The 23,144-nt window shown below is 59.8% G+C and carries 21 protein-coding genes and 1 pseudogene; 12 read left to right on the forward strand and 10 right to left on the reverse strand.

Features of this window, described 5'->3' with window-relative positions; all coding sequences use genetic code 11:
• Window positions 1–111 precede the first annotated feature (111 nt).
• Window positions 112–297, reverse strand: a complete 186-nt coding sequence (locus Q8M42_RS14920; RefSeq protein WP_304867372.1) for a DNA cytosine methyltransferase — start codon at window positions 295–297, stop codon at window positions 112–114.
• A 471-nt stretch (window positions 298–768) separates the two neighbouring features.
• Here Q8M42_RS14920 and arfB point away from each other — a divergent pair, with 471 nt between their 5' ends.
• The 3 genes and pseudogenes from arfB to Q8M42_RS14935 all read left to right on the forward strand — a co-directional run bounded on the left by arfB (window position 769) and on the right by Q8M42_RS14935 (window position 2,338).
• Window positions 769–1,182: an alternative ribosome rescue aminoacyl-tRNA hydrolase ArfB gene (gene arfB, locus Q8M42_RS14925; RefSeq protein ID WP_304867369.1), complete on the forward strand. Its 414-nt coding sequence runs from the start codon at window positions 769–771 to the stop codon at window positions 1,180–1,182.
• Between the two features lie 317 nt (window positions 1,183–1,499).
• Window positions 1,500–1,885 (forward strand): annotated as a pseudogene (locus Q8M42_RS14930) (YciI family protein).
• A 33-nt stretch (window positions 1,886–1,918) separates the two neighbouring features.
• On the forward strand, window positions 1,919–2,338 hold the full coding sequence (locus Q8M42_RS14935) for a VOC family protein (protein WP_304867366.1): 420 nt from the start codon (window positions 1,919–1,921) through the stop codon (window positions 2,336–2,338).
• Window positions 2,339–2,390: 52 nt separating this feature from the next.
• On the opposite strand, the gene ggpS is transcribed toward Q8M42_RS14935, so the two are convergent.
• The 6 genes from ggpS to phhA all read right to left on the reverse strand — a co-directional run bounded on the left by ggpS (window position 2,391) and on the right by phhA (window position 10,233).
• Entirely contained in the window at window positions 2,391–4,658 is a 2,268-nt protein-coding gene (gene ggpS, locus Q8M42_RS14940; RefSeq protein ID WP_304867363.1) for a glucosylglycerol-phosphate synthase, read from the reverse strand.
• Window positions 4,659–4,754: 96 nt separating this feature from the next.
• On the reverse strand, window positions 4,755–6,041 hold the full coding sequence (locus tag Q8M42_RS14945) for an MFS transporter (protein WP_304867360.1): 1,287 nt from the start codon (window positions 6,039–6,041) through the stop codon (window positions 4,755–4,757).
• Between the two features lie 259 nt (window positions 6,042–6,300).
• Window positions 6,301–7,635, reverse strand: a complete 1,335-nt coding sequence (locus tag Q8M42_RS14950; protein WP_304867357.1) for a DUF2254 domain-containing protein — start codon at window positions 7,633–7,635, stop codon at window positions 6,301–6,303.
• Between the two features lie 95 nt (window positions 7,636–7,730).
• The gene (locus Q8M42_RS14955; protein WP_304867354.1) at window positions 7,731–8,927 is read right to left on the reverse strand and encodes an amino acid aminotransferase; all 1,197 of its coding nucleotides are present in this window, start codon (window positions 8,925–8,927) and stop codon (window positions 7,731–7,733) included.
• Complete coding sequence (locus tag Q8M42_RS14960; protein ID WP_304867377.1) at window positions 8,924–9,280, reverse strand: 4a-hydroxytetrahydrobiopterin dehydratase; 357 nt, start codon at window positions 9,278–9,280, stop codon at window positions 8,924–8,926. Before Q8M42_RS14960 ends, Q8M42_RS14955 begins: the two co-directional genes overlap by 4 nt.
• A 167-nt stretch (window positions 9,281–9,447) precedes the next feature.
• On the reverse strand, window positions 9,448–10,233 hold the full coding sequence (gene phhA / locus Q8M42_RS14965) for a phenylalanine 4-monooxygenase (protein WP_304867351.1): 786 nt from the start codon (window positions 10,231–10,233) through the stop codon (window positions 9,448–9,450).
• A gap of 257 nt (window positions 10,234–10,490) precedes the next feature.
• Here phhA and Q8M42_RS14970 point away from each other — a divergent pair, with 257 nt between their 5' ends.
• The gene (locus Q8M42_RS14970) at window positions 10,491–12,044 is read left to right on the forward strand and encodes a sigma-54-dependent transcriptional regulator (RefSeq protein WP_304867348.1); all 1,554 of its coding nucleotides are present in this window, start codon (window positions 10,491–10,493) and stop codon (window positions 12,042–12,044) included.
• Between the two features lie 71 nt (window positions 12,045–12,115).
• Here Q8M42_RS14970 and Q8M42_RS14975 read toward each other — a convergent pair whose 3' ends face one another.
• From Q8M42_RS14975 to Q8M42_RS14985, 3 genes are read right to left on the reverse strand one after another with little or no spacing between them, the layout of a single operon-like run.
• Window positions 12,116–12,778, reverse strand: coding sequence for a DUF799 domain-containing protein (locus Q8M42_RS14975; RefSeq protein WP_304867345.1), 663 nt, complete (start codon window positions 12,776–12,778; stop codon window positions 12,116–12,118).
• A gap of 5 nt (window positions 12,779–12,783) precedes the next feature.
• Window positions 12,784–13,140 (reverse strand): DUF4810 domain-containing protein, encoded by a 357-nt coding sequence (locus Q8M42_RS14980; protein WP_304867342.1) that lies wholly within the window; start codon window positions 13,138–13,140, stop codon window positions 12,784–12,786.
• A 17-nt stretch (window positions 13,141–13,157) separates the two neighbouring features.
• Window positions 13,158–13,826, reverse strand: a complete 669-nt coding sequence (locus Q8M42_RS14985) for a CsgG/HfaB family protein (protein ID WP_304867338.1) — start codon at window positions 13,824–13,826, stop codon at window positions 13,158–13,160.
• Between the two features lie 363 nt (window positions 13,827–14,189).
• Between Q8M42_RS14985 and Q8M42_RS14990 the strand changes: the two genes are divergently transcribed.
• From Q8M42_RS14990 to Q8M42_RS15025, 8 genes are all read left to right on the forward strand, one after another.
• Window positions 14,190–15,263, forward strand: coding sequence for a DUF2157 domain-containing protein (locus Q8M42_RS14990; RefSeq protein ID WP_304867335.1), 1,074 nt, complete (start codon window positions 14,190–14,192; stop codon window positions 15,261–15,263).
• Complete coding sequence (locus Q8M42_RS14995) at window positions 15,260–16,177, forward strand: DUF4824 family protein (protein WP_304867332.1); 918 nt, start codon at window positions 15,260–15,262, stop codon at window positions 16,175–16,177. Before Q8M42_RS14990 ends, Q8M42_RS14995 begins: the two co-directional genes overlap by 4 nt.
• A 246-nt stretch (window positions 16,178–16,423) precedes the next feature.
• Window positions 16,424–18,379: an acetate--CoA ligase gene (gene acs / locus Q8M42_RS15000; RefSeq protein ID WP_090253530.1), complete on the forward strand. Its 1,956-nt coding sequence runs from the start codon at window positions 16,424–16,426 to the stop codon at window positions 18,377–18,379.
• Window positions 18,380–18,906: 527 nt separating this feature from the next.
• Window positions 18,907–19,686, forward strand: a complete 780-nt coding sequence (locus Q8M42_RS15005; RefSeq protein ID WP_275962887.1) for an ABC transporter substrate-binding protein — start codon at window positions 18,907–18,909, stop codon at window positions 19,684–19,686.
• A 117-nt stretch (window positions 19,687–19,803) separates the two neighbouring features.
• Window positions 19,804–20,493, forward strand: a complete 690-nt coding sequence (locus Q8M42_RS15010; protein WP_304867326.1) for an ABC transporter permease — start codon at window positions 19,804–19,806, stop codon at window positions 20,491–20,493.
• A gap of 15 nt (window positions 20,494–20,508) precedes the next feature.
• The gene (locus Q8M42_RS15015) at window positions 20,509–21,207 is read left to right on the forward strand and encodes an ABC transporter permease (RefSeq protein WP_304867323.1); all 699 of its coding nucleotides are present in this window, start codon (window positions 20,509–20,511) and stop codon (window positions 21,205–21,207) included.
• A gap of 10 nt (window positions 21,208–21,217) precedes the next feature.
• On the forward strand, window positions 21,218–22,330 hold the full coding sequence (locus Q8M42_RS15020) for a succinylglutamate desuccinylase/aspartoacylase family protein (protein WP_304867320.1): 1,113 nt from the start codon (window positions 21,218–21,220) through the stop codon (window positions 22,328–22,330).
• Between the two features lie 18 nt (window positions 22,331–22,348).
• Window positions 22,349–23,113 (forward strand): ABC transporter ATP-binding protein, encoded by a 765-nt coding sequence (locus Q8M42_RS15025; protein ID WP_304867317.1) that lies wholly within the window; start codon window positions 22,349–22,351, stop codon window positions 23,111–23,113.
• Window positions 23,114–23,144 lie beyond the last annotated feature (31 nt).

Genomic DNA, 23,144 nt, shown 5'->3' on the forward strand with positions numbered 1-23,144 from the left:
GGAACAACTCTTTGCGGGTCTGCTTGCGCTTGCCGGCGTACTCGGCATCGGCGAAGGTCATCTGCTTCATCGGAAAACTCAGCGGGTGGAATCCGGGGTATTTTGCCAAAATCAGGAAGTCTTCTTCAGAATTTCCTTAGGGAAATTATATTCGTGGGTAGCACAGTGGATCGGATCTATTTCGACGGCTGCGGCGATATCGAATCCTGCTTGCTCGAATCCCAGCGATAAACCGCCCGCACCTGCGAAAAGATCAATACCAATGGGACGTGTGTTATTTGTTTTCGATGAACTCATTTAGCCTATTCGCCAGTGTTTCAAATTTTTTAACTTGTGCTGCCGGGTTATGACGATTGCTGATCGTTCCCAGGCTTGGTTTTACTCGAATGTGGCCTGTCAATATTCGACTTGGCCCTCCAGGCAATTGGTCCTAACCAGAGCTGGGATACCTACGGCAGAGCGCTTATCCACAGAAACCGTGTTCCTGTGGTCAGGGACGATTTGATCGGAGCATCAGGCAATTTTTCGAACGCAGACGATACCGGTAAGCCATAAGGAATACCAACCACCTTGCGACGAACTAGAGGCTAAGAGGCCTGTTCTTTAGACTCATTAGCCGATCAAGCCTTTCGGGGGCTTATCTCTCTAGGTTTGACTATTTCAGTATCCTGGGCTAGCGGGCCGCTGCTGTCCTCCGATTCATGCGGCAAGCCGTCTGCGCAGCGTTCGCGTTATCCTGAGCGTCCTTTTCTGCGTCGAAGCCTGTCCATGCTGGTTATTTCCAACAGCGTTCATCTGCCTGACGATGACGTCGAGCTGACCGCCATCCGCGCCCAGGGCGCGGGCGGGCAGAACGTCAACAAGGTGTCCAGCGCAATCCATCTGCGCTTCGATATCCAGGCCTCCAGCTTGCCGCCGTTCTACAAGGAGCGGCTGCTGGCATTGCGCGACAGCCGCATCACCGCCGAAGGCGTGGTGGTTATCAAAGCCCAGCAGTACCGCACTCAGGAGCAGAACCGTGCCGATGCCCTGGAGCGCCTGGCCGAGCTGATTCGCAGCGCCGCTAAAACCGAGAAAGCCCGCCGCCCGACCAAGCCAACCCTGGGCTCGAAGAAGCGCCGTTTGGAAGGCAAGAGCATTCGCGGCACGATCAAGGCAGGGCGCGGTAAGGTCGATTTCTAACGCTTGGCTAGGTTCTGCTGCGTGCTTAAAGCCGGTTAGTCAGCGTTTTGCTGCCCTTCTAGGCACGGACTTGTCCTCGAGTCGAGGCAAGCAGAGAAGCATCGCGGCCAACAATTGGGCCCCCTACGCTTACCTACCGCGTACTGCTGGCATCAAATGGCCGGTAGGTGATGCAATATTTTTCCCCGCGCCTGTCGATTCGCAATTCGGCCGTTCGACTAACGTACAGAACCCAGCCTTGGGTTTGCGGTCTGCCTTACATACCCAGATAAACCCGTGGCGGCAGGCTGATCGGTCAATTACGCGAGGACAGCGGCATGCGTTTTATGGTGATAGTCAAGGCAACTGCAGATTCCGAAGCCGGCTTTATGCCCAGTAAAGAGCTGCTGACGGCGATGGGGCGTTACAACGAAGAGCTGGTTGAGGCGGGCGTGCTGCTCGCCGGCGAAGGCCTGCAGCCGAGCAGCAAGGGCGCGCGGATGGGCCTTTTATCGAAACCAAAGAGCTGATTGCCGGCTTCTGGATTTTCCAGGTGGCGTCTCTGGCGCAGTGCATTGAGTGGGTTAAGCGTTGCCCCAACCCGATGCCCGGCGACAGCGAAATCGAGATTCGGCAGGTTTTTGAGGCGGAAGATTTTGGTGACGAATTCACCCCTGAGTTGCGCGAGCAGGAAGAACGCCTGCGCACGCGACTTGAGTCGTAAAACAACCATGAACAAGTACTAAGGAGAGTGCAGATGAAGATCCATACCTACTTGACCTTCGATGGCCAGTGCGAAGCGGCCTTTAACTATTACGCCGAATGCCTGGGCGGCAGCCTGGAGCTGATGCGCATGGGCGAAAGCCCGGAAGCTGGCAATGTACCGGAGCAGTTTCATGACCGTGTGATGCACGTTTGCCTGACGGTGGGCGATCAGTTGCTGATGGCGTCCGACACCTTCCCCGGTATGCCGTACGAGGGCATCAAGGGCGCTTCGGTCTCCCTGCAGGTGGAGAACGTCCCTGAGGCCGAGCGCCTGTATAACGCACTCTCAGCGGGCGGTTCGGTGCAGATGGAGTTGCAGTCGACTTTTTGGGCCACGCGCTTTGCCATGTTCACCGACCGCTTCGGCGTGAGTTGGATGATCAACTGCGATATTGATGCGCAGATGGGTTAGGTATGCAGGCTTGGCTCGGCGCAGCTGACCTATGCAGCTGCGCCGTTGTCGCCTAGCCAACCAGCCCGAGGGCACGGTCCAGTTGCTCCTGCGGGTCGCTGACGGCGGCGAGGAATTCATCGCCCCAGCGGCGGATATCGTTGTAGCTGACGATATCGAACAATTCACGCAGTCGGTCCTGGGCTTCAACTTTCGGCATGTTCAGCGCGACATAACAGGTTTGCACCATGTCCACCGGGTCGTGCGGGTTGGTCAGCAGCGCGCCTTTGAGCTCGGCGGCGGCGCCGGCAAACTCGGACAACACCAGCACGCCACGCCCACCCAGCAAGCCTTGTGCGGCGACAAACTCCTTGGCCACCAGGTTGAGGCCGTCGCGCAGTGGGGTAATCCACATCACATCGGCCATGGCGTACCAGGCGCTGACCTCCTCGAACGGCAGGCTGCGGAAGAAGAACTGCAGCGGCGTCCAGCCGATGCGCGCAAAACGGCCGTTGATGCGGCCCACGGCCTGCTCGATCTGTCCTTGCAGCTCGTCATAGATGGTCATTTCCTTGGCCGCCGGCACGCACACAGTCACCAACGTGACCTTGCCCAACAGCTCGGGGTTTTCTTCCAGCAGGCGCTCGTAGGCGTTGAGCTTTTCCAGAATGCCTTTGGTGTAGTCGAGGCGCTCCACCGAGAGAATCAGTTTGACCCCGGCAAGCTCGGTGCGCAGACGCTCCATCATTTGCCTGATCTTCGGCGCGGCCAGGGCGCTGCGCACCCGCTCGATATCCAAGCCCACCGGGTGCGCGCCGAGTTTGACCACGCGGTTGCCGGTGTCCACGGCTGTGGTCATGCGCTCTAGGCCCACGGCGCAGCCATAGGTGATAAAGCGTGGCGCGCAGTTCTGTCGGCTGATGGTTTGCAGTGGCATCACACCGCGCGCGGCATCGACAAAGTTCTCCACCTGGCGCGGAATATGAAAGCCGATGTAGTCGCACTGCAGCAGGCTACCGATGATCTGCCGGCGCCAGGGCAGTACATTGAACACGTCCGCCGAGGGGAAGTAGGTGTGGTGGAAGAAGGCGATGCGCAGGTCCGGGCGCAGCTCGCGCAAGTAGCCGGGGACCATCCATAGGTTGTAATCGTGCAGCCATACCGTGGCGCCTTCGGCGGCCTCCAGGGCGGTGCGTTCGGCAAAGGCGCGGTTGACCTTGAGGAACACCTGCCAGTCGTCCTCGCGAAACTGCGCACGTTCCCAGAATGTATGCAGGGTCGGCCAGAAGGCTTCCTTGGAGAAGCGCTTGTAGAAGATATTGACCTCTTCCTTGCTCAGCGCCACCCGTGCGGCGGTCAGCTTCGGGTAGCGTTCGGCATCCACCGTGGTGTGGCTGTCGAAGGTTTCGCCGCTGGCTTCATCATGTTCGGCCCAGGCCACCCAGGAGCCTGCGCGGCCATCGCCGAAGAAACTCAGCAGGGTTGGGATAATGCCATTGGGTGAGGTCGGGCGGCGGCGCTGCAGCTTGCCATCGGCGCCACGGAATTCTTCATAGGGCAGACGGTGATAAACCATTACCAAGTCGGCCTTGCCCGGGTCGGCGACCTGCTTGCCTTCGGCGGCGATGCCCTGCTTGCCGAGAAAGCCAAAGTGCACAAAGGCCTCAAGAATGCCGCCGCAACCGGCGCGCTCGGCGTGGAATACCCGTGAATACTGGCGGGTGGCTTGCAGCAGGCCGTCTTCGGATTCGCCCACGCACACGCCCTTGAACTGGCCGCTCAGCATGGAGAGGTCATTCAGGGTGTCGCCGGCGGTCAGCACCTGATCGTTGTCCAGTTCCAGCCAGTCGATCAGCGCCTGCAGGCTGCTGCCCTTGTTGACGCCCTTGGGCAGAAAATCCAGGTAGCGCTCGGCCGAGTAGAGCAGGTCGCAGCCCAGGCTTTCGGCTATTTCCAGTAGCGCCGGGTTGGCCGCTTGTTCCGGGCTGCAGAAGTAGGAACAGCGGCGCACCTGCGGTACGTCCTGGCGCTCCAGGTTAAAGCGCTCTAGGGCGCTGGCAACCTGGCTGTCGCCGGGCCAGAGGGCGTCCACCGCGCTTTGCAACGGCTGGATCGGTTGCAGGCTATCGCCATGCACCAGGCTGGCGCCGACGTCGGAGATGATGAAATCCGGCTGTGGCAGGGTTGGGTCTGCCAGCAGGGGCAGCACTGATTCCAGGCTACGGCCGGTGACATAGGCCAGGCGGATTTCCGGGTGGGCTGCAATGGTTTGGTAAAGGCTTAAGCGATCCTTTGGATCGCCGCCGAGAAAGGTTCCATCGAGATCGGTGGCAAGTAACATGCGCTGTCTTCCTGTCCAGTTAAGTGGGTGCAGTGACGCGCCGACAAAGGCCGACGAGCTATGGACGATTGCGCCACGGGGCGTTCGTCTCTTGGTTTACCCAGGCGTCTGCTGCGCCGGGTTGGGCGGGTCCTCATGTGAGTCAGTTGGGTCTGGGTCGTCTGTGGGCTGTGCATCGGGCATCAGCTCAAGCACCGTGTGGCTGGTGCGCAGCATGGGCATAAAGTGCCCGGCAGGTTCGCTGATCAGGTCGCTGACATGGCGCAGGCGGTACAGCGTGTACGCCGCGAGCAGACCCAGGGTGGCGGCGAAATATAGCGGCAGCGCCTGGGCGCCGAGGTGCTGCATCAGCACCCCGGCGAGCAGCGGGCCGCATACCGAGCCAATGCCATTGACCATCAGCAGGCTGCTGGAACCAGCGAGGATTTCATCGCTGTGCAATTGGTCAATCAACTGCGCCACAGCGATGGGGTAGATGGCAAAGGCCAGGCCGCCCCAGATAAACATCAGCCCGAGCAGCAGGCGACCGGCCGGTAGCAGGCTCATCAGCAGGGCGACCACTACGGCCAGCGCCACCACCCAAAACAGCACCAGACGACGGTCGTGTTTATCCGAATAGATACCAATCGGCCATTGCAACAAGGCGCCGCCGAGAATCGTACTGCTCATCAGCAAACCCACGCCGGTGGCATCGAAGCCGTTCAGGCTGGCGTACACCGGCGCCATGCCCCAGAACGCGCCGAGGGCCAGGCCGGAGAGGCCGGCAGCGGCAATGGCCAGAGGGGCGATACCGACGATCTGGCGCAGATTGGTGTGCAGGGTGTCCGGTACGCTGGGCTGGAGTTGGCGAGTCAGGGTAATGGGCATCAGGGCCGCGCTGATCAGCATGGCGGCCAGTACGAACAGCACGAAGTCGCTTGGGGAAGCCAGGTTGAGCAGTTGCTGCGCGGCGGCCAGCGCACCGAGGTTGACCGCCATATACACGGCAAACACCTGGCCACGCTTGTCGTTGGGCACCTGCGCGTTAAGCCAGCTCTCGATCACCATATACAGGCTGACCAGCGCCAGGCCGTAAAGCACACGCAGGCCCAGCCAGACCCAGGGGTCGACGATCAGCACATGCAGCAGGGCGGTGATGGCGGCGAGGGCGGCGCAAAAGGCAAACGCACGGATATGCCCAACGCGGCGGACCAGCGGAATCGCTAGCCAGGTGCCAAGGAGAAAACCGACAAAGTACCCGGACATGATCAGGCCGAGCATCGAGGTGGAGTAGCCTTCGGCGACGCCACGCAGGGTCAGTAGGGTGTTGAGCAGGCCATTGCCGAGGAGGAGTAAAGCAACCCCACCGAGCAACGAGCTGATAGGGGCAATCAGGGACCACATGGCGACCTACCCTAGGGAACTATGCCGCTGAGTGCAAGCATGAAGGGTGCCAGTGCTTAGCCAGGTAACGAATTAAGCTGTTGTTTTAAAACAGTTAATTTTATAGACAAACGGTCTTTTGATTTTTCAGGTATCGGCTGTGTGGGCGTAAAGTGCGCTGAAAAAGCCATGTGGCACCCATACAGCTTGCGGCCAATGCCTGATTCTTCGCTGCACTTGTCAGGTAACCCGCGAGCCGACTGAGGGGGCTGGTGCTGTTTCAAGCGCTCGGTATGGCAAGCAGTGCGACAGGCTCCTGAGTTGAACCAGTCTGGTTGATCCGTTCCAGTACCTGATTGATGGCTTGGCGATCACGGCTGTTGCTCAGGTGCTGATCGGCGGTTTCCTGCACGCTGCGCACATGCCGCAGCAGATCAGTTTTCTGCGTTGCACGCAGTGGTTGGTAGAGCAGATTCTTAAAGGCCCGCAACAAACTGAGCAGCACACTCACATCGCTGCAACCGTAGTGGCGAATGGGGCCAAACACCTGTTGCAGTAAGTCATCCAGCGAGAGCTCGTAATGCAGCAGGCGTGGCGGGCCATCGTCCGCCAGGGTGACATCCAGGTCCGGCAACGCCAGGCGCTTGCTGAACAGCACGCTGAGCAGGTCGATGGCGGTAATCGCCGTGCCGGGGTCGTTGATACCGGGGCTGAGCGCTTTGACGGCGATTTCCGACATCTGCGTGCAGCCAAACAGGTAGTGGCTGTGGGCGTATTCCTCGAGAAAGAAATCGAAGCAGTCGAGCAGCGCGTTGGCTATTTCTGGGTCGACCTGACGATCCAGTTTGAATAACGGGCGCCCGCTCATCACAAAAAAACCGCGATGGATCATCACCGTCATGCGCAGGTCGTGCTGACACAGTAGGGTGTTGATGGCGTTGTTATTCAGTTCTTTGAAATAGCCGTTGTGCCGGGAGAACACCTCTTGCCAGTGCTGATCATCCGGCCAACTCGGCATATCGTCGACGCCGGCTAATTTGGTTTCTCTTGCGGTCAGTTTTTCCAGAGTGGTGCGGTAAAGGTTGTTGAGGATGTATTCGACCTGGATCGAGCGGGAAATCGAGTGAATGAAGTGTACGAACAGGCCAAGGCAGGCAATGCCCAGGCACAAGGCAATCAGCACACCGAGGCTGGGTACTTGAGTCGAGTTTTCCTGCTCAATGCTGGTAATCAGTAACAGTGAAAAGAGAATGGTGCCCAGGTAGAAGCCCAGGGTTTTCTGATGGCCTTTATCACTGATCAGGCCTGGTATAACGCGTGGTGACAGTGACGCGGCGGCGTTGTTGAGTACCACCATCACCATGGAGAAGCTGAATACCATCAGCGTCATAATGCCGCCGACCAGCGTGCCGAGAATCAGTCGGGCGTTATCCGCATTACGCACCAGACCTACATCTACGATCTGTTTGAGCGACATCAGCCAGGGTTGATACTCGATGCTCATTACCAGCAGGCACAGGGCGAAGAAGCTCAAGGCGATCAGCGTTGGGTAGAGCGCCAGACTGTGCAATGTGCGCTGGTATAGACGGAAGACAATATTGGAGAGACGGGACACAGGCGGCTCGGTGCGATGGGGGTGCAGCGACTATAGCAAGCCTAAGTAACGTGCGGCGTTTGAGCCCCGGGTGACCTGCGGGGCTCAGCCTCGGTTCAGTCAGTGCAAACCCGGGCAATTGCGCTGGCTAGTTGATCGAGGCGATTGGCATCTAAACCCGCCATATTGGCTCGACCACTGCCGACCATATACACGCTGAACTCATCGCGCAGGCGCTGCACCTGCATAGGCGTCAGCCCGGTGTAGGAAAACATGCCGCGCTGCAGCGCGATATGCGCAAAGCGCTCACTCAGGCCATACGGCTGCAGGGCTTCGACCAGGCCGCCGCGCAGGCTGGCGACGCGCTGGCGCATGGCGTCCAGTTCGCTGACCCAGAGGCTATGCAGTTCACTGTCAACCAGGATGCTGGCGACCACTGCGGCGCCGTGGGCCGGCGGGGTAGACCACAGGTTGCGGGCGATAAATGCCAGCTGGCTGCGTACATCCTGCAGCTTGGTTGCAGTTTGCGCGCAGACGATCAGCGCGCCAGTGCGTTCGCGGTATAGGCCGAAGTTTTTCGAGCAGGAGCTGGTGATCAGCAGCTCCGGCAGCTCGGCAGCAAACAGGCGCACGGCAAAGGCGTCCTGTTCCAGGCCATCGCCAAAACCCTGATAGGCGAAGTCAATCAGCGGCAGCAGCTCGCGGGCTTTGACCACCTCCAGCACGCGCTTCCAGTCGCGCGGGGTGAGGTCGAAGCCGGTGGGGTTGTGGCAGCAGGCATGCAGCAGCACCACATCGCCTTTGGGCACGTGGGCGAGGGCGGCGATCATCGCCTCGATATTCAGCTGGTTGTCCGCGCCGACATAGGGGTAATGGCCAACACGCAGGCCGGCAGCGGCAAAGATGCTTTCGTGGATCGGCCAGGTCGGGTCACTCAGCCAGATGCCACGGCCCGGCAGGCAGTGGGCGATAAAGTCCGCGCACAGGCGCAGCGCCCCGGTGCCGCCGGGGGTCTGGGTGGCGCCAGCGCGTTCGGCCAGCAGCGGGCTGTCGGCGCCCAGTACCAGCTGGCTGAGCAGGCTGCCAAACAGTGGGTCGCCATGGCCGCCGATATAGCTCTTGGTCGTTTCGCTTTCCACCAGCCGCTGTTCGGCCAGTTTTACCGCGCGGGGAATCGGCGTCAGGCCCTGGGCGTCCTTGTACACACCGACGCCGAGGTCGAGCTTGGCCGGGTTACGGTCGGCGCGGTAGGCATCCATCAGGCCGAGAATCGGGTCGCCGGGCACGCGCACAATGCTCTGGAAATGGCTCACTTGCGGCCCTCGGCGCTGGCGGCCAGGACATCGGTGCGTGCGGCCATGATGAAGTCGTTACGGTGCAGGCCGCGCATCTCATGGCTCCACCAAGTCACGGTGACCTTGCCCCATTCGGTGAGCAAGGCTGGGTGGTGGCCAACTTCCTCGGCGATGGCGCCGACCGCGTTGGTAAAGGCCAGGGCGTGGCGGAAATTCTTGAACAGGAAGACCCGCTCCAGTTCCATATGATCGCTGCGTACTTCGATATTCCAGTCCGGGATCTCGCGAATCAATTCGGCCAGCTCGTCATCGCTGACTTTCGGCGCATCGGCGCGGCAGGCTTCGCATTGGGCTTGGGCAAGGGACATCAGATTTCTCCAGAATTCGGTGGTGAACAAAGCGTAGGTTGGTGCTGAGCCTGCGAAGCCCAACAGGGAGCGCGTAGCGCTCCGTTCGTCATTTCTCGGGTAACGCAATGTTGGGTTTCGCAAGCTCAACCCAACCTACATCGGTTATTTATGCCGTTTTCAGGACACAGTCACGCCGCTTTCGGCGGAAACTTCGGTGCGTGCAGGCCCAGGCGCATGGCTTGCTGGACCATGGCCATGATGTCTTCATGGGCAAGTTCGAATAGGCGTTTGAGCTCCGGCAGCACGAAATACACGGGCTGCAGAATATCGATGCGATACGGCGTGCGCATCGCCTCAACTGGGTCGAAGGCCAGGCGCTGCGGCGCATCGGACAGGCAATAGAGGGTTTCTTTCGGCGAGGAGAGAATGCCGCCGCCGTAGATGCGCTGGCCCTGGCTGGTATCCACCAGGCCGAACTCGATGGTCAGCCAGTACAGACGCGCCAGGTACACGCGCTCTTCCTTGCTGGCGGCCAGGCCGAGCTTGCCGTAGGTGTGGGTGAATTCGGCGAACCAGGGATTGGTCAGCAGCGGGCAGTGGCCAAAGATCTCATGGAAGATGTCCGGCTCCTGCAGGTAGTCCAGCTCCTCGGGTGTGCGAATAAAAGTCGCCACCGGGAATTGCTTGCTGGCCAGCAGCTCGAAGAAGGTCTGAAACGGAATCAACGCCGGCACCCGAGCCACGCGCCAGCCGGTGGTGGCTTGCAGCACCTGATTGATCTCGCCGAGTTGCGGGATGCGCTCATGGGGCAGGCCGAGCTGTTCGATTCCGTCCAGGTATTCCTGGCAGGCGCGACCTTCAATCACCTTGAGTTGGCGGGTGATCAGGGTATTCCACACCTGATGCTCGGCCTGCGGGTAATGGATAAAGCCACTGTCATCCGGTTCGCGCGCCAGGTATTGCGTGCTCTTCATCGCTGCCTCCTGCTGGGGCTTTGTTGTTGTATTTGACTCAGGAATACGCCAGCCGCTGCAGTTATGCAGCCCTTGGCTGAGTGGGTGCGGGAGGAAAGGGTAGTTATTTCGTAAAGAAATGGTTACGTGTGCGACGGAATGGCGAACTATCGTCTTGCTGCTGCGCTAATCTGTCACATATTCTTGACGAATAATCCGCCGCCAGCGTCGATTTTTTCGCGTTACGGCCTAATAAGACGTCTGATCAGAGCCCTGCCATGCGTATCAAAGTCCACTGCCAGAACCGAATTGGCATCCTGCGCGACATCCTCAACCTGTTGGTCGAATACGGCATCAACGTCGCCCGTGGCGAAGTCGGTGGCGAGCAGGGCAATGCCATCTACCTGCACTGCCCGAACCTGATCAACCTGCAGTTCCAATCGCTGCGGCCGAAGTTCGAGGCAATTTCTGGGGTATTCGGCGTCAAGCGTGTCGGTCTGATGCCCAGCGAACGTCGGCATCTTGAGCTGAATGCCTTGCTCGGCGCGCTGGATTTTCCGGTACTGTCGATCGATATGGGCGGCTCCATCGTCGCCGCCAACCGCAGCGCCGCGCAGCTCTTGGGTGTACGGGTAGATGAGGTGCCGGGGATTCCGCTGTCGCGCTACGCCGAGGATTTCGACCTGCCGGAGCTGGTGCGCGCCAACAAGTCGCGAATCAACGGCCTGCGGGTCAAGGTCAAGGGCGATGTGTTTCTCGCCGATATCGCGCCACTGCAAACCGAACATGAAGAGAGTGATGCCATGGCCGGCGCGGTGTTGACCCTGCACCGCGCGGATCGCGTAGGCGAGCGCATCTACAACGTGCGCAAGCAGGAACTGCGCGGCTTCGATTCGATCTTCCAGAGCTCCAAGGTAATGGCCGCTGTAGTGCGCGAAGCGCGGCGTATGGCGCCGCTGGATGCGCCACTGCTGATCGAGGGCGAAACCGGCACCGGCAAGGAGCTGCTGGCGCGCGCCTGTCACCTGGCCAGCCCGCGTGGGCAGTCGCCGTTTATGGCGCTGAACTGCGCCGGCTTGCCGGAGTCCATGGCCGAGACTGAGCTGTTCGGTTACGGCCCTGGCGCCTTTGAAGGTGCGCGGCCGGAAGGCAAGCTCGGCCTGCTGGAACTGACCGCTGGCGGCACGCTGTTTCTCGATGGCGTCGGCGAGATGAGCCCGCGCCTGCAGGCCAAGCTGCTGCGTTTTCTGCAAGACGGCTGCTTCCGCCGTGTCGGCAGCGACGAGGAGGTTTATCTGGATGTGCGGGTGATCTGCGCCACCCAGGTCGACCTGTCCGAACTGTGCGCCAAGGGTGAGTTCCGCCAGGACCTCTATCACCGCCTCAATGTGCTGAGCCTGCATATCCCGCCGCTACGCGAATGCCTGGACGGCCTGCCGCCGCTGGTGGAGCACTTTCTCGACCAGGCCAGCCGACAGATCGGCTGTCCGCTGCCCAAGCTGGCACCACTGGTGCTGGACAAACTCAGCCATTACCACTGGCCGGGCAATGTGCGTCAATTGGAAAACGTGCTGTTTCAGGCTGTTTCACTCTGTGACGGCGGCGTGGTCAAGGGCGAACATATCCGCCTGCCAGACTACGGCGCGCCACAACCGCTAGGCGAGTTTTCAGTGGAAGGCGGGCTGGATGATATCCTCGGGCGCTTCGAGAAGGCCGTGCTGGAGCGCTTGTTTCACGACCACCCAAGCAGCCGTCAACTGGGCAAACGCCTGGGTGTGTCGCACACCACCATCGCCAACAAGCTGCGTCAGCATGGACTGGGTAAGGAGTAGCGCAGCCAGGCACCGCGCTTGACGATGCCAAGCCCCGCCACTGTCGTGTAGGGGCTTGGCATGTTGCTGCGCTAGCGAGGGGGCGTCGGCCGCGCTCTTGGCCCCGGCAAAATGCCATTCATCGCGTTGCTGGAAAGCAGGCGATGGCTGGTTATACCGGCGATTTCATGGCCACGATCACTCAGGGTGTTCATCACCTGATTGACCAGTGCGGTGATCAGAATGCCGGCCAGTCCGCCGCCGCTGTTCTGCTGCTGCTCTGCGGTGCTGGCGCGGGCAACGCCTTTCCACAGTTCCTTGCCGCTGCGCAGATCGATCAGTGTGGCTGTGGCGGATACGGCAACCTCGCTGCTGATGATCTTGTAGCTGCTGCCGTATTCGGTGACATCGATATACAGCACCGTGTCGGCAGCAAAGATCTCATAAAGCTTCTGTGGCGAGACTTCGCGGATTTCGTCGGCATTCATCAGGCCGTTCTGCTTGAAGGTTTCATCGACCACAGCAACGGGCAACACATAGTAGCCAGCCTCGCTAAGCGGCAGCGTGATATGCGAGTAAACGCTGTAAGACGCTTTGACATCAGGCGACTTGTTGACTGGCGGCAGAACCAGGATGGAAGCCGGGTTGCTCTCTTTGAAGGCACTGTAATCGTAGGGCTGTTTGGTGACACAACCAGCCAATAGCGCGGCACAAGCCAGCGCGGCGAGCGCTTTAAGTGGGGTTAGGAAGGGCATGCTGATCACTTGGCAAATTTGCGCATAAGGAAGTCCATGTACTGAGCGGACTCGGGGAACAGGGTTTTCTCGGTCTCGAATTGCTGACGCACCTGATCGGCTTTGCCGATTTCCGCATACAGCATGCCGAGATGAGCGTGAAAGCCAGGCGGCAGCGCACGGTCCGCAGCGCGGGCTTTCTGCAGGCTTTCTTCAAGGGCGGCAATCTGCTCTTCAGCGCTGCTGGTGCTCTCGAAACGCTGGTAAACCTGTTGCTGATAGCCATCCCAGTAATAGAGCGGCTGCGGCTGCGTCACGCAGCCACCCAGAGTGGCTGCAGCCATCAAGGCGGCTAGAAAAAGAGCGGGGCGAGTGAAGTTCATGGACGATTTCTCCGGGCTCACTTGGCTGGGCGCCAAGCGCCGCTGTCGACACCGTTGACCAGGTTGTTCACCGCTTCACGAATCGCCAGATCCAGTACTTTGCCGTTGAGTGTCGAGTCATAGCTGGCAGTGCCGCCGAAACCGACGATCTCCCGGTTGGACAGGCTGTACTCGCCCGCGCCCTGGGCGGAATAGACCACTTCGGAAGTCAGCACGTCGACGATATTCAGGTTGACCTTGGCGTAGGCAATCTGCTGTTTGCCGCGCCCGAGAATGCCAAACAGCTGGTGGTCGCCTACTTCTTTGCGACCGAATTCGGTTACATCGCCAGTGACGACAAAGTTTGCCCCACGCACTTGCTGAGCCTGCTTGGAGAAGCCCGATTCCTGTTGCAGTTCGGCCAGGTTGTCACGGTCAAGCACATTGAAGCGGTTCGATTGCTGCAAATGGGTGATCAGAATGGTTTTGGCCTGCCCGCCGAGGCGGTCGACATTGTCAGTGAAGATGCCGCGCATATAACTGGAGCGATTATCAAACTTGCCCACGGCAATCGGGCTGCGTGGACCGCTGTAGTGGCTGCTCGCTGTGGTGACTTTTGCAACTTCCAGGGTGCGCGATTGTTCAGTGGCGCAGCCGCTAAGCAGTACAAGCAAGCCTGCGAGGCTGGCAGTGATGATTTTGTTCATACGAATCTCATTGAATTAATTGACAGGGGAAAGCAAGAACGGGGCGGAGCCGTCAGGAATTTCGCAAGGTGCTGGCGCTGGAGGGCTTGCCGCCGCATGTGCTGAGCGCGAATGACGGCATAAGTCTATCCATGACGGTAATTCCAGAAGGTGGGAGGGTGCGTCCTGCGGCGGCGATTCTAATCGGCATCGAAGTGCTTTGCCAGAAGTGCTGGCTATTTGATGTTATGCATGCTGTGGCGGCGCTTGTAGGCAGCGTTATCCAGTCTGTTTCGAACTGCGCCACTGGATGTGTAGCGCAGATTTTGTCGCTAGAGTGTGCTGATCAGCCCATGACCTGATAGACCCGTAGCAAGGATTGCCATGCCCAGCATAAATCGCAGAGATGCCCAGCAACGTGCCGATGAGATCGGCGTTTTCAACCGTGAATTGGCGCGCCTTGAGGCCGAGCAGGTGCTGAGCCTGAGTGACAGCCAGCGCGCCAGTCTGCACGGCTACCAGCAGCAATTGCTCAACAGCTACCTGGCGGCCTTCGATATTGATCACGACATCCAGGCCCGGCAGCTGTCGTTGGGCATGCGTATCGCCTCGTTTCTCGGCGCGCTGGCGTTGGCGGCCAGTGTGTTTTTTCTGTTCTATCAGTTCTGGGGGCTGTTTGGCACGCAGAGCCAGGTGGCGATTCTGCTGACGGCGAGTATCGCCTCGTTCGGCTTGACGCTGTGGGTACAGCGCCTCGATAGCTCGGGTTACTTCAGCAAGTTGGCGGCGCTGGTGGCCTTTACCTGTTTTGTGCTGAACATCGTCATGCTCGGGCAAATCTTCAATATCACCCCGTCGAATAACGCCTTACTGCCTTGGGCGCTCTACGCGCTGCTGCTGGCCTATGCCTGCGGTGCGCGCCTGCTGCTGGCGGCCGGGCTGAGCTGTTTGCTGGCCTTTGTTGCGGCGCGCATTGGCAGCTGGGACGGCATCTACTGGCTGGGGTTTGCTCAGCGGCCGGAGAACTTTATCGTGCCGGCGCTGCTGATTTTCGTGCTGCCGCTGCTGATTGATCAGCGCCGTTTTGATGGCTTTGCCGTGATCTACCGGGTATTTGGCCTGCTGGGGGTATTTCTGCCGGTTTTGCTGTTGGCGCATTGGGGTGAGGGCAGTTACTTCGACTATTCGCCTGAGTACATCGAGAATGCCTACCACATCGGCGGCTTTATCCTCGCGGCCCTGGTGATCTGGCTGGGCGTGCGCCGCGAATGGGCGGATGTAGTGAACACCGGACTGAGCTTCTTTGTGATTTTCCTCTACACCAAGCTCTTCGACTGGTGGTGGGAGAGCATGCCTAAGTACTTGTTCTTCCTGGTGCTGGGCCTGAGTGCGGTGCTGATTCTGCTGATACTGCGCCGCCTGCGTAGCCGCCATGGCTTGCTGGGAGGTGCCCAATGAACGGCATGCGCCCGCGTTACCTGATTACCGGTCTGGCGCTGATTGGCCTGGTCAATGCCATCGTCCTGGCGGGCGTGGCTTGGAATCGCCAGCCGCCTGAGGAAAGCCGCCTGCAACTGTCCGAGCGCGAGCTGGCCGCTACCTACGCCTATTGGCGTAAGGACAACAGCAGCCTGGCGCTGCGCCTGGATTATCGCTGGCCGAGTCAGGCGGATGATGACCACTACTACCTGTCGATCAACGCCGAGAAGATGGCGGAACTGGGCTTTCAGGTGCCCACAGAATTGAACGAGCAGACAGTGCGGCGTTACCGTCGTCAGCTGGACCGTGATGCGCTGCTGGTGTTGGAACTCGATGGCCCGGCGTATCAGCGTGAAGTGGCGCTGCTGCTTGCCGCCCATGCCGAGGCCCTGCGTTTGCAGAAGTCGGTGCCGGACAGCAAGGAGCTGCGTGAGGCGGCTCAGCATGCCGCGAATGCCCTGGATTACGAGCAACGGCGCGCTAGCCGCCTGCTGGTGGTCGATGTTGGGCTGGACCTGCAGACGTTGCGCGCGCGTTACCCGGACCGTACGCGCTACGCCATTGTGCGCAGCATCATCGAAGTGCAGGCCAGCAGCGTGGCAAGCAAGTGGGCGGGTGAGGGTGATGATCCGCGTCCGGATAACCAGCGCTGGACCTGGCAGCTCGGCGGCTCGGCCGATACCCCAGGGGTGCAGAGCCTCAATCTGCCGCAGCGCTGGCATGCGACGTTCGACAGCCTGCCGCAGCAGGGCGAGCAGTCAGGCGTTGATTACCCGAGTTATCAAAAGCTGTTTAGCGCAGAAGTTGCCTTCGGCCGGCGGCTGGAGCCCTGGTTTGTAGATTTAAGCGCCAGGCGGGTGAGCGCACCGCAGCCTACGACCAAGGTGCAATAGCTCGGCGCGGCGTGCTGGGTGAAAGTGGCGGCGTTCCAATCCTGCGTGGTTTGGATGCAAGCGTTTCTCCATTCCTCTCCCTGGAATGATTTGGGTCGGCGGTCAGATGACCGCCTTTTTTTCGTCCTGAAAAAACCTCTGCAACCATGGTCGTAGAGCGTTAAGACCATGGTCGAATGGCTCAAAGGTGGGGTCCTGGCTACAAAATGGCCCATAGAACAACAACTACCCACCGAGGTGTTTCTGATGAGTGCTGCGTCCTTGTATCCCGTGCGCCCTGAGGTGGCGGCCCAGTCGCTGACTGATGAGGCCACCTATAAAGCCATGTACCAGCAGTCGGTGATCAACCCTGACGGTTTCTGGCGTGAGCAGGCTCAGCGCCTGGATTGGATCAAGCCGTTCACCAAGGTCAAGCAGACGTCCTTCGACGATCACCATGTCGATATCAAATGGTTTGCCGACGGCACCCTCAACGTTTCCTATAACTGCTTGGACCGTCACCTGGAAGAGCGTGGCGATCAGGTGGCGATTATCTGGGAAGGTGATGACCCCTCCGAGCACGAGGAAATCACCTACCGCCAGCTGCACGAGCAAGTCTGCAAGTTCGCCAACGCCCTGCGTGGCCAGGACGTGCACCGCGGCGACGTAGTAACCATCTATATGCCGATGATTCCGCAGGCGGTGGTGGCGATGCTCGCCTGTACCCGTATCGGCGCAATCCACTCGGTGGTGTTCGGCGGCTTCTCTCCCGAGGCACTGGCCGGGCGCATCATCGATTGCCAGTCCAAGGTGGTGATTACCGCCGATGAAGGCCTGCGCGGCGGCAAGAAAACCCCGCTGAAGGCCAACGTCGACGACGCCCTGACCAACCCGGAAACCGCGAGCATCCAGAAGGTCATCGTGTGCAAGCGCACCGGTAGCCCGATCAAGTGGAACCAACACCGCGACATCTGGTACGAAGACCTGATGGCCGTGGCGTCCAGCCATTGCGCGCCGAAGGAAATGGGCGCCGAAGAAGCGCTGTTTATCCTCTACACCTCGGGCTCCACCGGTAAGCCGAAAGGCGTGCAGCACACCACTGGTGGCTACCTGGTGTATGCCGCACTGACCCATGAGCGGGTGTTCGACTACAAGCCGGGCGATGTCTACTGGTGCACCGCCGACGTCGGCTGGGTTACCGGTCACAGCTATATCGTCTACGGCCCGCTGGCTAATGGCGCGACCACGCTGCTGTTCGAGGGCATCCCGAACTATCCGGATATCACCCGCGTGTCGAAGATCATCGACAAGCACAAGGTCAATATCCTCTACACCGCACCGACGGCGATTCGCGCCATGATGGCCCAGGGCGATGCGGCGGTAGCCGGTGCCGACGGCTCCAGCCTGCGCCTGCTTGGCTCGGTGGGTGAGCCGATCAACCCGGAAGCCTGGAACTGGTATTACAAGACCGTCGGCAAAGAGCGTTGCCCGATTGTCGATACCTGGTGGCAGACCGAAACCGGCGGCATTCTGATCAGCCCGCTGCCGGGCGCTACCGCGCTAAAACCAGGCTCGGCGACCCGTCCGTTCTTCGGCGTGCAGCCGGCGCTGGTGGATAACCTCGGTAACCTGATCGAGGGCGCTGCCGAGGGCAATCTGGTGATCATCGATTCCTGGCCGGGTCAGGCGCGTACGCTGTACGGCGATCACGACCGTTTTGTCGATACCTACTTCAAGACGTTCAAGGGCATGTACTTCACCGGTGACGGCGCGCGCCGTGATGAGGACGGTTACTACTGGATTACCGGTCGCGTTGACGATGTGCTCAACGTGTCCGGTCACCGCATGGGCACCGCCGAGATCGAAAGCGCCATGGTCGCTCACCCGAAAGTCGCCGAGGCCGCTGTGGTGGGTGTGCCGCACGACATCAAAGGGCAGGGCATCTATGTCTACGTCACCTTGAATGGTGGCGAGCAGCCGTCCGAACAATTGCGCCAGGAGTTGAAAAACTGGGTGCGCAAGGAAATCGGCCCGATTGCCTCACCGGACGTGATTCAGTGGGCCCCAGGCCTGCCGAAAACCCGCTCGGGCAAGATCATGCGCCGTATCCTGCGCAAGATCGCTACCGCCGAATACGATGCACTCGGCGACATCTCCACGCTGGCCGATCCTGGCGTGGTGCAGCACCTTATCGATACTCACCGCGAGATGCAGGCTGCCTGACTTCGGTTGCAACGCCTGTAAACAACGCCCTGTTTCGGCCACAAGCCGGGCAGGGCGTTGTACTTTGTGCGGCATTATCGATTTTCATCTGGGTATTTACTTGTCACCTGGGCGTAACAATGCGCACTTTTATGGGGTGTGCGGGAACGTTTTGCGCCAGGATGGTGCATTGTTCAGGGCGGCTGTGAAAATAAAAAACGCCACCAGGCCGCGAAGATAAAGGCCTGCTTAGAAATGGGCGCGTTAATTGCTTTAACCGATGGTTAACTGTCTTTTCTGTCTCTGCATAAATCTCAGGGGCTGTCAATATCCTCGCTATACCCGTCCGGGCCTTTTGTAATTACTTGTCGCATTGAAGAAATATCGACTTTCGAGCTGTCGCTAGAATGCCGCTCACCCGGCTGGGGCCGTCTGGCTTCTGCGCAGCGCGCAGCTTGACGGTGACTCACTACAATTCATGCAAGGCTGGATGCATACCCGAACAATCTCTGCCAACCGATGCCATTCCCATTCGAAGGAGTCACAAAATGAAGAAGATTGCACTTCTCGGCGCACTGGCGCTGTCCATGCTGTCGCCGCTGGCCATGGCTGAAGAGGCCAAGCCTCTGCGTATCGGTATCGAAGCAGCGTACCCACCGTTCGCCTTCAAAACTGCTGAAGGTGCCATCAGCGGTTTCGACTACGACATCGGCGTCGCCCTGTGCGAAGAGATGAAAGTGGAATGCAAATGGATCGAGCAGGAGTTCGACGGCCTGATCCCGGCCCTGAAAGTGCGCAAGTTCGACGCTGTACTGTCGTCGATGAGCATCACCGAAGATCGCTTGAAATCGGTTGATTTCACCAGCAAGTACTACCAGACCCCGGGCAAGCTGGCGATGAAAGCGGGTACCGTCCTTAACGACCCGCTGGTTGATCTGAAAGGCAAAAAAGTCGGCGTACAGCGCGCATCCACCTACGACCGTTACGCCACCGATATCTTTGCCCCTGCCGGTATCGAGATCGTGCGTTACAGCTCGCAGAACGAAGCTTTTCTCGATCTGACTTCCGGTCGTCTGGACGCCACCTTTGCTGACGTCGTCAATATCGACGATGGCTTTATCAAGACCGACGCCGGTAAAGGCTTCGCCCTGGTAGGCCCAGACTACGCCGACGAGAAATATATCGGCATGGGCGCAGGCATCGCCGTGCGCAAGGGTGACAAGGCCCTGGCTGACAAGATCAGCGCTGCCATCATGGCCATCCGCGCCAACGGCAAGTACAAGGAAGTGCAGGACAAGTACTTCGACTTCAACGTCTACGGCGACTGATTTTTCTTACCGCGTCGTCTTCACTTAAAGTGGCGCAGATCCGCAGCGCGTAGGCCTGCGTCACTTTTTCGTTGTACTCCCAGGCGCCGTCCGGCGTTTGCATGAGGTAAGCAGAGCATGCTCAACGGCTACGGCTCGACCATTCTGGAGGGTGCCTGGCTCACCCTGATTCTGGCGCTGACGTCGATGGCCGTGGCCATCGTGTTGGGTTTGCTGGGGGCGGCGTTTCGCCTGTCGCCGATCAAGTGGCTAGCGCTGCTGGGTGAAACCTATGCCACGGTGATCCGCGGGATTCCCGACCTGGTGCTGATCCTGCTGATCTTCTACGGCGGTCAGGACCTGGTGAACCGTCTGGCGCCGATGCTCGGCTACGACGACTACATCGATATCAACCCCTTTATTGCCGGCGTGTTCACCATGGGCTTTATCTTTGGTGCTTACCTGTCGGAGACCTTCCGTGGCGCCTTTATGGCCATCCCCAAAGGGCAGGCCGAAGCCGGTGCGGCGTATGGCATGAGTGGCATGCAGGTGTTCTTCCGCATTCTGGTGCCGCAGATGATTCGCTTCGCCATCCCCGGGTTCACCAACAACTGGTTGGTGTTGACCAAGGCCACCGCGCTGATTTCCGTGGTGGGTCTGCAGGACATGATGTTCAAGGCGAAAAGTGCCGCCGATGCCACCCGCGAGCCGTTCACCTTCTACCTGGCCGTTGCGGCCTTGTATCTGGTGCTGACCAGCGTGTCGCTGCTGGCTTTGCGTTACCTGGAAAAACGTTACTCGGTCGGCATCAAAGCCGCTGATCTGTAAGCGGGGAGCGCAGCGATGATTTTTGACTACAACGTAATCTGGGAAAATCTGCCGCTGTACTTTGGCGGTGTACTGGTCACCCTGAAAATTCTGCTGATTTCCCTGGCGTGCGGTCTGGCCCTGGCCATTCCCCTGGGGTTGATGCGCGTCTCCAAGTCGCCGCTGGTCAACTTTCCAGCCTGGCTCTACACCTACGTGATTCGCGGCACGCCGATGCTGGTGCAGCTGTTTCTCATCTATTACGGTCTGGCGCAGTTCGAGGCGGTGCGTGAGAGCGCGCTGTGGCCGTATTTCTCCAGCGCCACCTTCTGCGCCTGCCTGGCCTTTGCCATCAACACCAGCGCCTACAGTGCGGAGATTCTCGCGGGCAGCCTGAAGGCCACGCCGCATGGCGAGATTGAAGCAGCCAAGGCCATGGGCATGTCGCGCTTTAAACTGTACCGCCGCATCCTCTTGCCGTCGGCCCTGCGCCGCGCACTGCCGCAGTACAGCAACGAAGTGATCATGATGCTGCACACCACCTCGTTGGCCTCGATCGTCACCCTGATCGACATCACCGGCGCGGCGCGTACCGTCAGCTCGCGCTACTACATGCCGTTCGAGGCATTTATCACTGCCGGGCTGTTCTACCTGTGCCTGACCTTTATCCTCGTACGCCTGTTCAAGCTGGCCGAACGCCGCTGGTTGGCCTACCTGGCCCCGCGCAAGGCCTGAGGAACAGAGCATGCAGCGTATCGATCATCCACTGCCCTGGGGTTGCCCCGGAACCGAACGCCGCTTGAGCGTGTTCCGTTTCGGTCAGGGCCCGTGCAAGGCGTATATCCAGGCCTCGTTGCATGCCGATGAGCTGCCTGGGATGCGTGTGGCAGTGGAACTCAAGCGCCGTTTGCGTCAGTTGGAAGCTCAGGGGCGTCTGACTGGGGTGATCGAGTTGGTGCCCGTGGCCAACCCGGTTGGCCTAGGGCAGATGTTCCAGGCGACCCATCAGGGCCGTTTTGAGCTGGGCAGCGGCAAGAACTTCAACCGCGATTTCTTTGACCTCGCCGCCGCCATTGCACCGGCTTTGGAAGGCTGCCTGGGCAGTGACGGCCCGAGCAATGTGCGGCTGATTCGCACCGCCATGCAGGCCGCGCTGGAAGCTTTGCCGCCAGCCAGCTCGGAGCTGCAAGGCATGCAGCGTCTGCTGCTCAAGCATGCCTGCGATGCCGATGTGGTGCTCGACCTGCATTGTGATTTCGATGCCGCGGTGCACCTGTACCTGCTGCCGCAGCAGTGGCCGCAATTACGTTCTCTGGCTGCACGCTTGCAGGCCGGGGCGGCGCTGACCGTCGAGGATTCCGGCGGCAGTTCTTTCGATGAAGCCTGTGCCTTGCCTTGGGTGCATCTGGCCCGGCAGTTTCCTCAGGCCGCTGTGCCGCTGGCCTGCCTGGCAGTAACAGTCGAGCTGGGCGGCATGGCCGATACCGGCAAGTCCGAGGCCGAAGCCAGTGCCGAAAGCATTCTGGCGTTCCTCGCCGAGCAGGGCCTGATTGCCGGTGACTGGCCGCCAGCGCCCGCGCAAAGCTGCGACGCCACGCCGTTTAACGGCGCGCAATACGCCTATGCCCCGCATGCTGGGGTGGTGAGTTTCCTGCAGTCGGTGGGCGCGCAGGTTTTGGCCGGCGATCCATTGTTTGAAGTGATCGATCCTCTGGATGATCGCCACACAACTGTCTGTGCCGTTACAGATGGTGTGCTCTATGCGCGCGAGCGGTTGCGCTTTGCTCAGCCCGGTTTGTGGCTGGCCAAAGTGGCCGGTCGTACCCCTATTCGCCAGGGTCGCTTGCTCAGCGACTGATTCAAGAGAGTGGAAACCATGTACAAACTTGAAGTTCAGGATCTGCACAAGCGCTACGGCAGCCACGAAGTATTGAAGGGCGTGTCACTGGCGGCCAAGGCCGGCGATGTGATCAGCATCATCGGCTCCAGCGGCTCGGGTAAGAGTACCTTCCTGCGTTGCATCAACCTGCTGGAACAGCCCCACGGCGGTAAGATTCTGCTCAACAACGAAGAGCTGAAACTGGTGGCCAACAAGGATGGTGGCCTGAAAGCCGCTGATCCCAAGCAGCTGCAGCGCATGCGTTCGCGTCTGTCCATGGTGTTTCAGCACTTCAACCTGTGGTCGCATATGAGCGCCCTGGAAAACGTTATGGAAGCCCCGGTACACGTGCTCGGCATGAGCAAGAAAGAAGCCCTGGAAAAGGCCGAGCACTACCTGAACAAGGTCGGTGTGGCCCATCGTAAAGATGCCTACCCGGCGCACATGAGCGGCGGCGAGCAGCAGCGTGTAGCAATTGCCCGCGCCCTGGCCATGGAACCTGAGGTGATGCTGTTTGACGAACCGACCTCGGCGCTCGACCCGGAGCTGGTCGGCGAAGTGCTGAAAGTTATGCAGGACCTGGCGCAGGAAGGCCGCACCATGGTCGTGGTCACCCACGAAATGGGCTTTGCCCGTGAAGTCTCCAACCAGCTGGTGTTCCTCCACAAAGGCGTGGTGGAAGAGCGCGGCTGCCCGAAAGAAGTGTTGGTCAATCCGCAATCCGAACGTCTGCAGCAGTTCCTTTCTGGCAGTCTCAAGTAACCCGCGGCAACATCTGCAAGCATCCGTGCTA

The organism is Pseudomonas sp., from assembly GCF_030684895.1.
Taxonomy (GTDB): domain Bacteria; phylum Pseudomonadota; class Gammaproteobacteria; order Pseudomonadales; family Pseudomonadaceae; genus Aquipseudomonas.

Excerpts from the sequence above, each read along its gene's own strand:
- acs (WP_090253530.1), top strand. The coding sequence starts at position 16,424 with ATGAGTGCTGCGTCCTTGTATCCCGTGCGCCCTGAGGTGGCGGCCCAG.
- ggpS (WP_304867363.1), bottom strand. The coding sequence starts at position 4,658 with ATGTTACTTGCCACCGATCTCGATGGAACCTTTCTCGGCGGCGATCCA.
- Q8M42_RS14970 (WP_304867348.1), top strand. The coding sequence starts at position 10,491 with ATGCGTATCAAAGTCCACTGCCAGAACCGAATTGGCATCCTGCGCGAC.
- Q8M42_RS14990 (WP_304867335.1), top strand. The coding sequence starts at position 14,190 with ATGCCCAGCATAAATCGCAGAGATGCCCAGCAACGTGCCGATGAGATC.
- Q8M42_RS14920 (WP_304867372.1), bottom strand. The coding sequence starts at position 297 with ATGAGTTCATCGAAAACAAATAACACACGTCCCATTGGTATTGATCTT.
- Q8M42_RS15010 (WP_304867326.1), top strand. The coding sequence starts at position 19,804 with ATGCTCAACGGCTACGGCTCGACCATTCTGGAGGGTGCCTGGCTCACC.
- Q8M42_RS15020 (WP_304867320.1), top strand. The coding sequence starts at position 21,218 with ATGCAGCGTATCGATCATCCACTGCCCTGGGGTTGCCCCGGAACCGAA.
- Q8M42_RS14985 (WP_304867338.1), bottom strand. The coding sequence starts at position 13,826 with ATGAACAAAATCATCACTGCCAGCCTCGCAGGCTTGCTTGTACTGCTT.
- phhA (WP_304867351.1), bottom strand. The coding sequence starts at position 10,233 with ATGAAGAGCACGCAATACCTGGCGCGCGAACCGGATGACAGTGGCTTT.
- Q8M42_RS15015 (WP_304867323.1), top strand. The coding sequence starts at position 20,509 with ATGATTTTTGACTACAACGTAATCTGGGAAAATCTGCCGCTGTACTTT.
- Q8M42_RS14935 (WP_304867366.1), top strand. The coding sequence starts at position 1,919 with ATGAAGATCCATACCTACTTGACCTTCGATGGCCAGTGCGAAGCGGCC.
- Q8M42_RS15025 (WP_304867317.1), top strand. The coding sequence starts at position 22,349 with ATGTACAAACTTGAAGTTCAGGATCTGCACAAGCGCTACGGCAGCCAC.
- Q8M42_RS14975 (WP_304867345.1), bottom strand. The coding sequence starts at position 12,778 with ATGCCCTTCCTAACCCCACTTAAAGCGCTCGCCGCGCTGGCTTGTGCC.
- arfB (WP_304867369.1), top strand. The coding sequence starts at position 769 with ATGCTGGTTATTTCCAACAGCGTTCATCTGCCTGACGATGACGTCGAG.
- Q8M42_RS14945 (WP_304867360.1), bottom strand. The coding sequence starts at position 6,041 with ATGTGGTCCCTGATTGCCCCTATCAGCTCGTTGCTCGGTGGGGTTGCT.
- Q8M42_RS15005 (WP_275962887.1), top strand. The coding sequence starts at position 18,907 with ATGAAGAAGATTGCACTTCTCGGCGCACTGGCGCTGTCCATGCTGTCG.
- Q8M42_RS14995 (WP_304867332.1), top strand. The coding sequence starts at position 15,260 with ATGAACGGCATGCGCCCGCGTTACCTGATTACCGGTCTGGCGCTGATT.
- Q8M42_RS14980 (WP_304867342.1), bottom strand. The coding sequence starts at position 13,140 with ATGAACTTCACTCGCCCCGCTCTTTTTCTAGCCGCCTTGATGGCTGCA.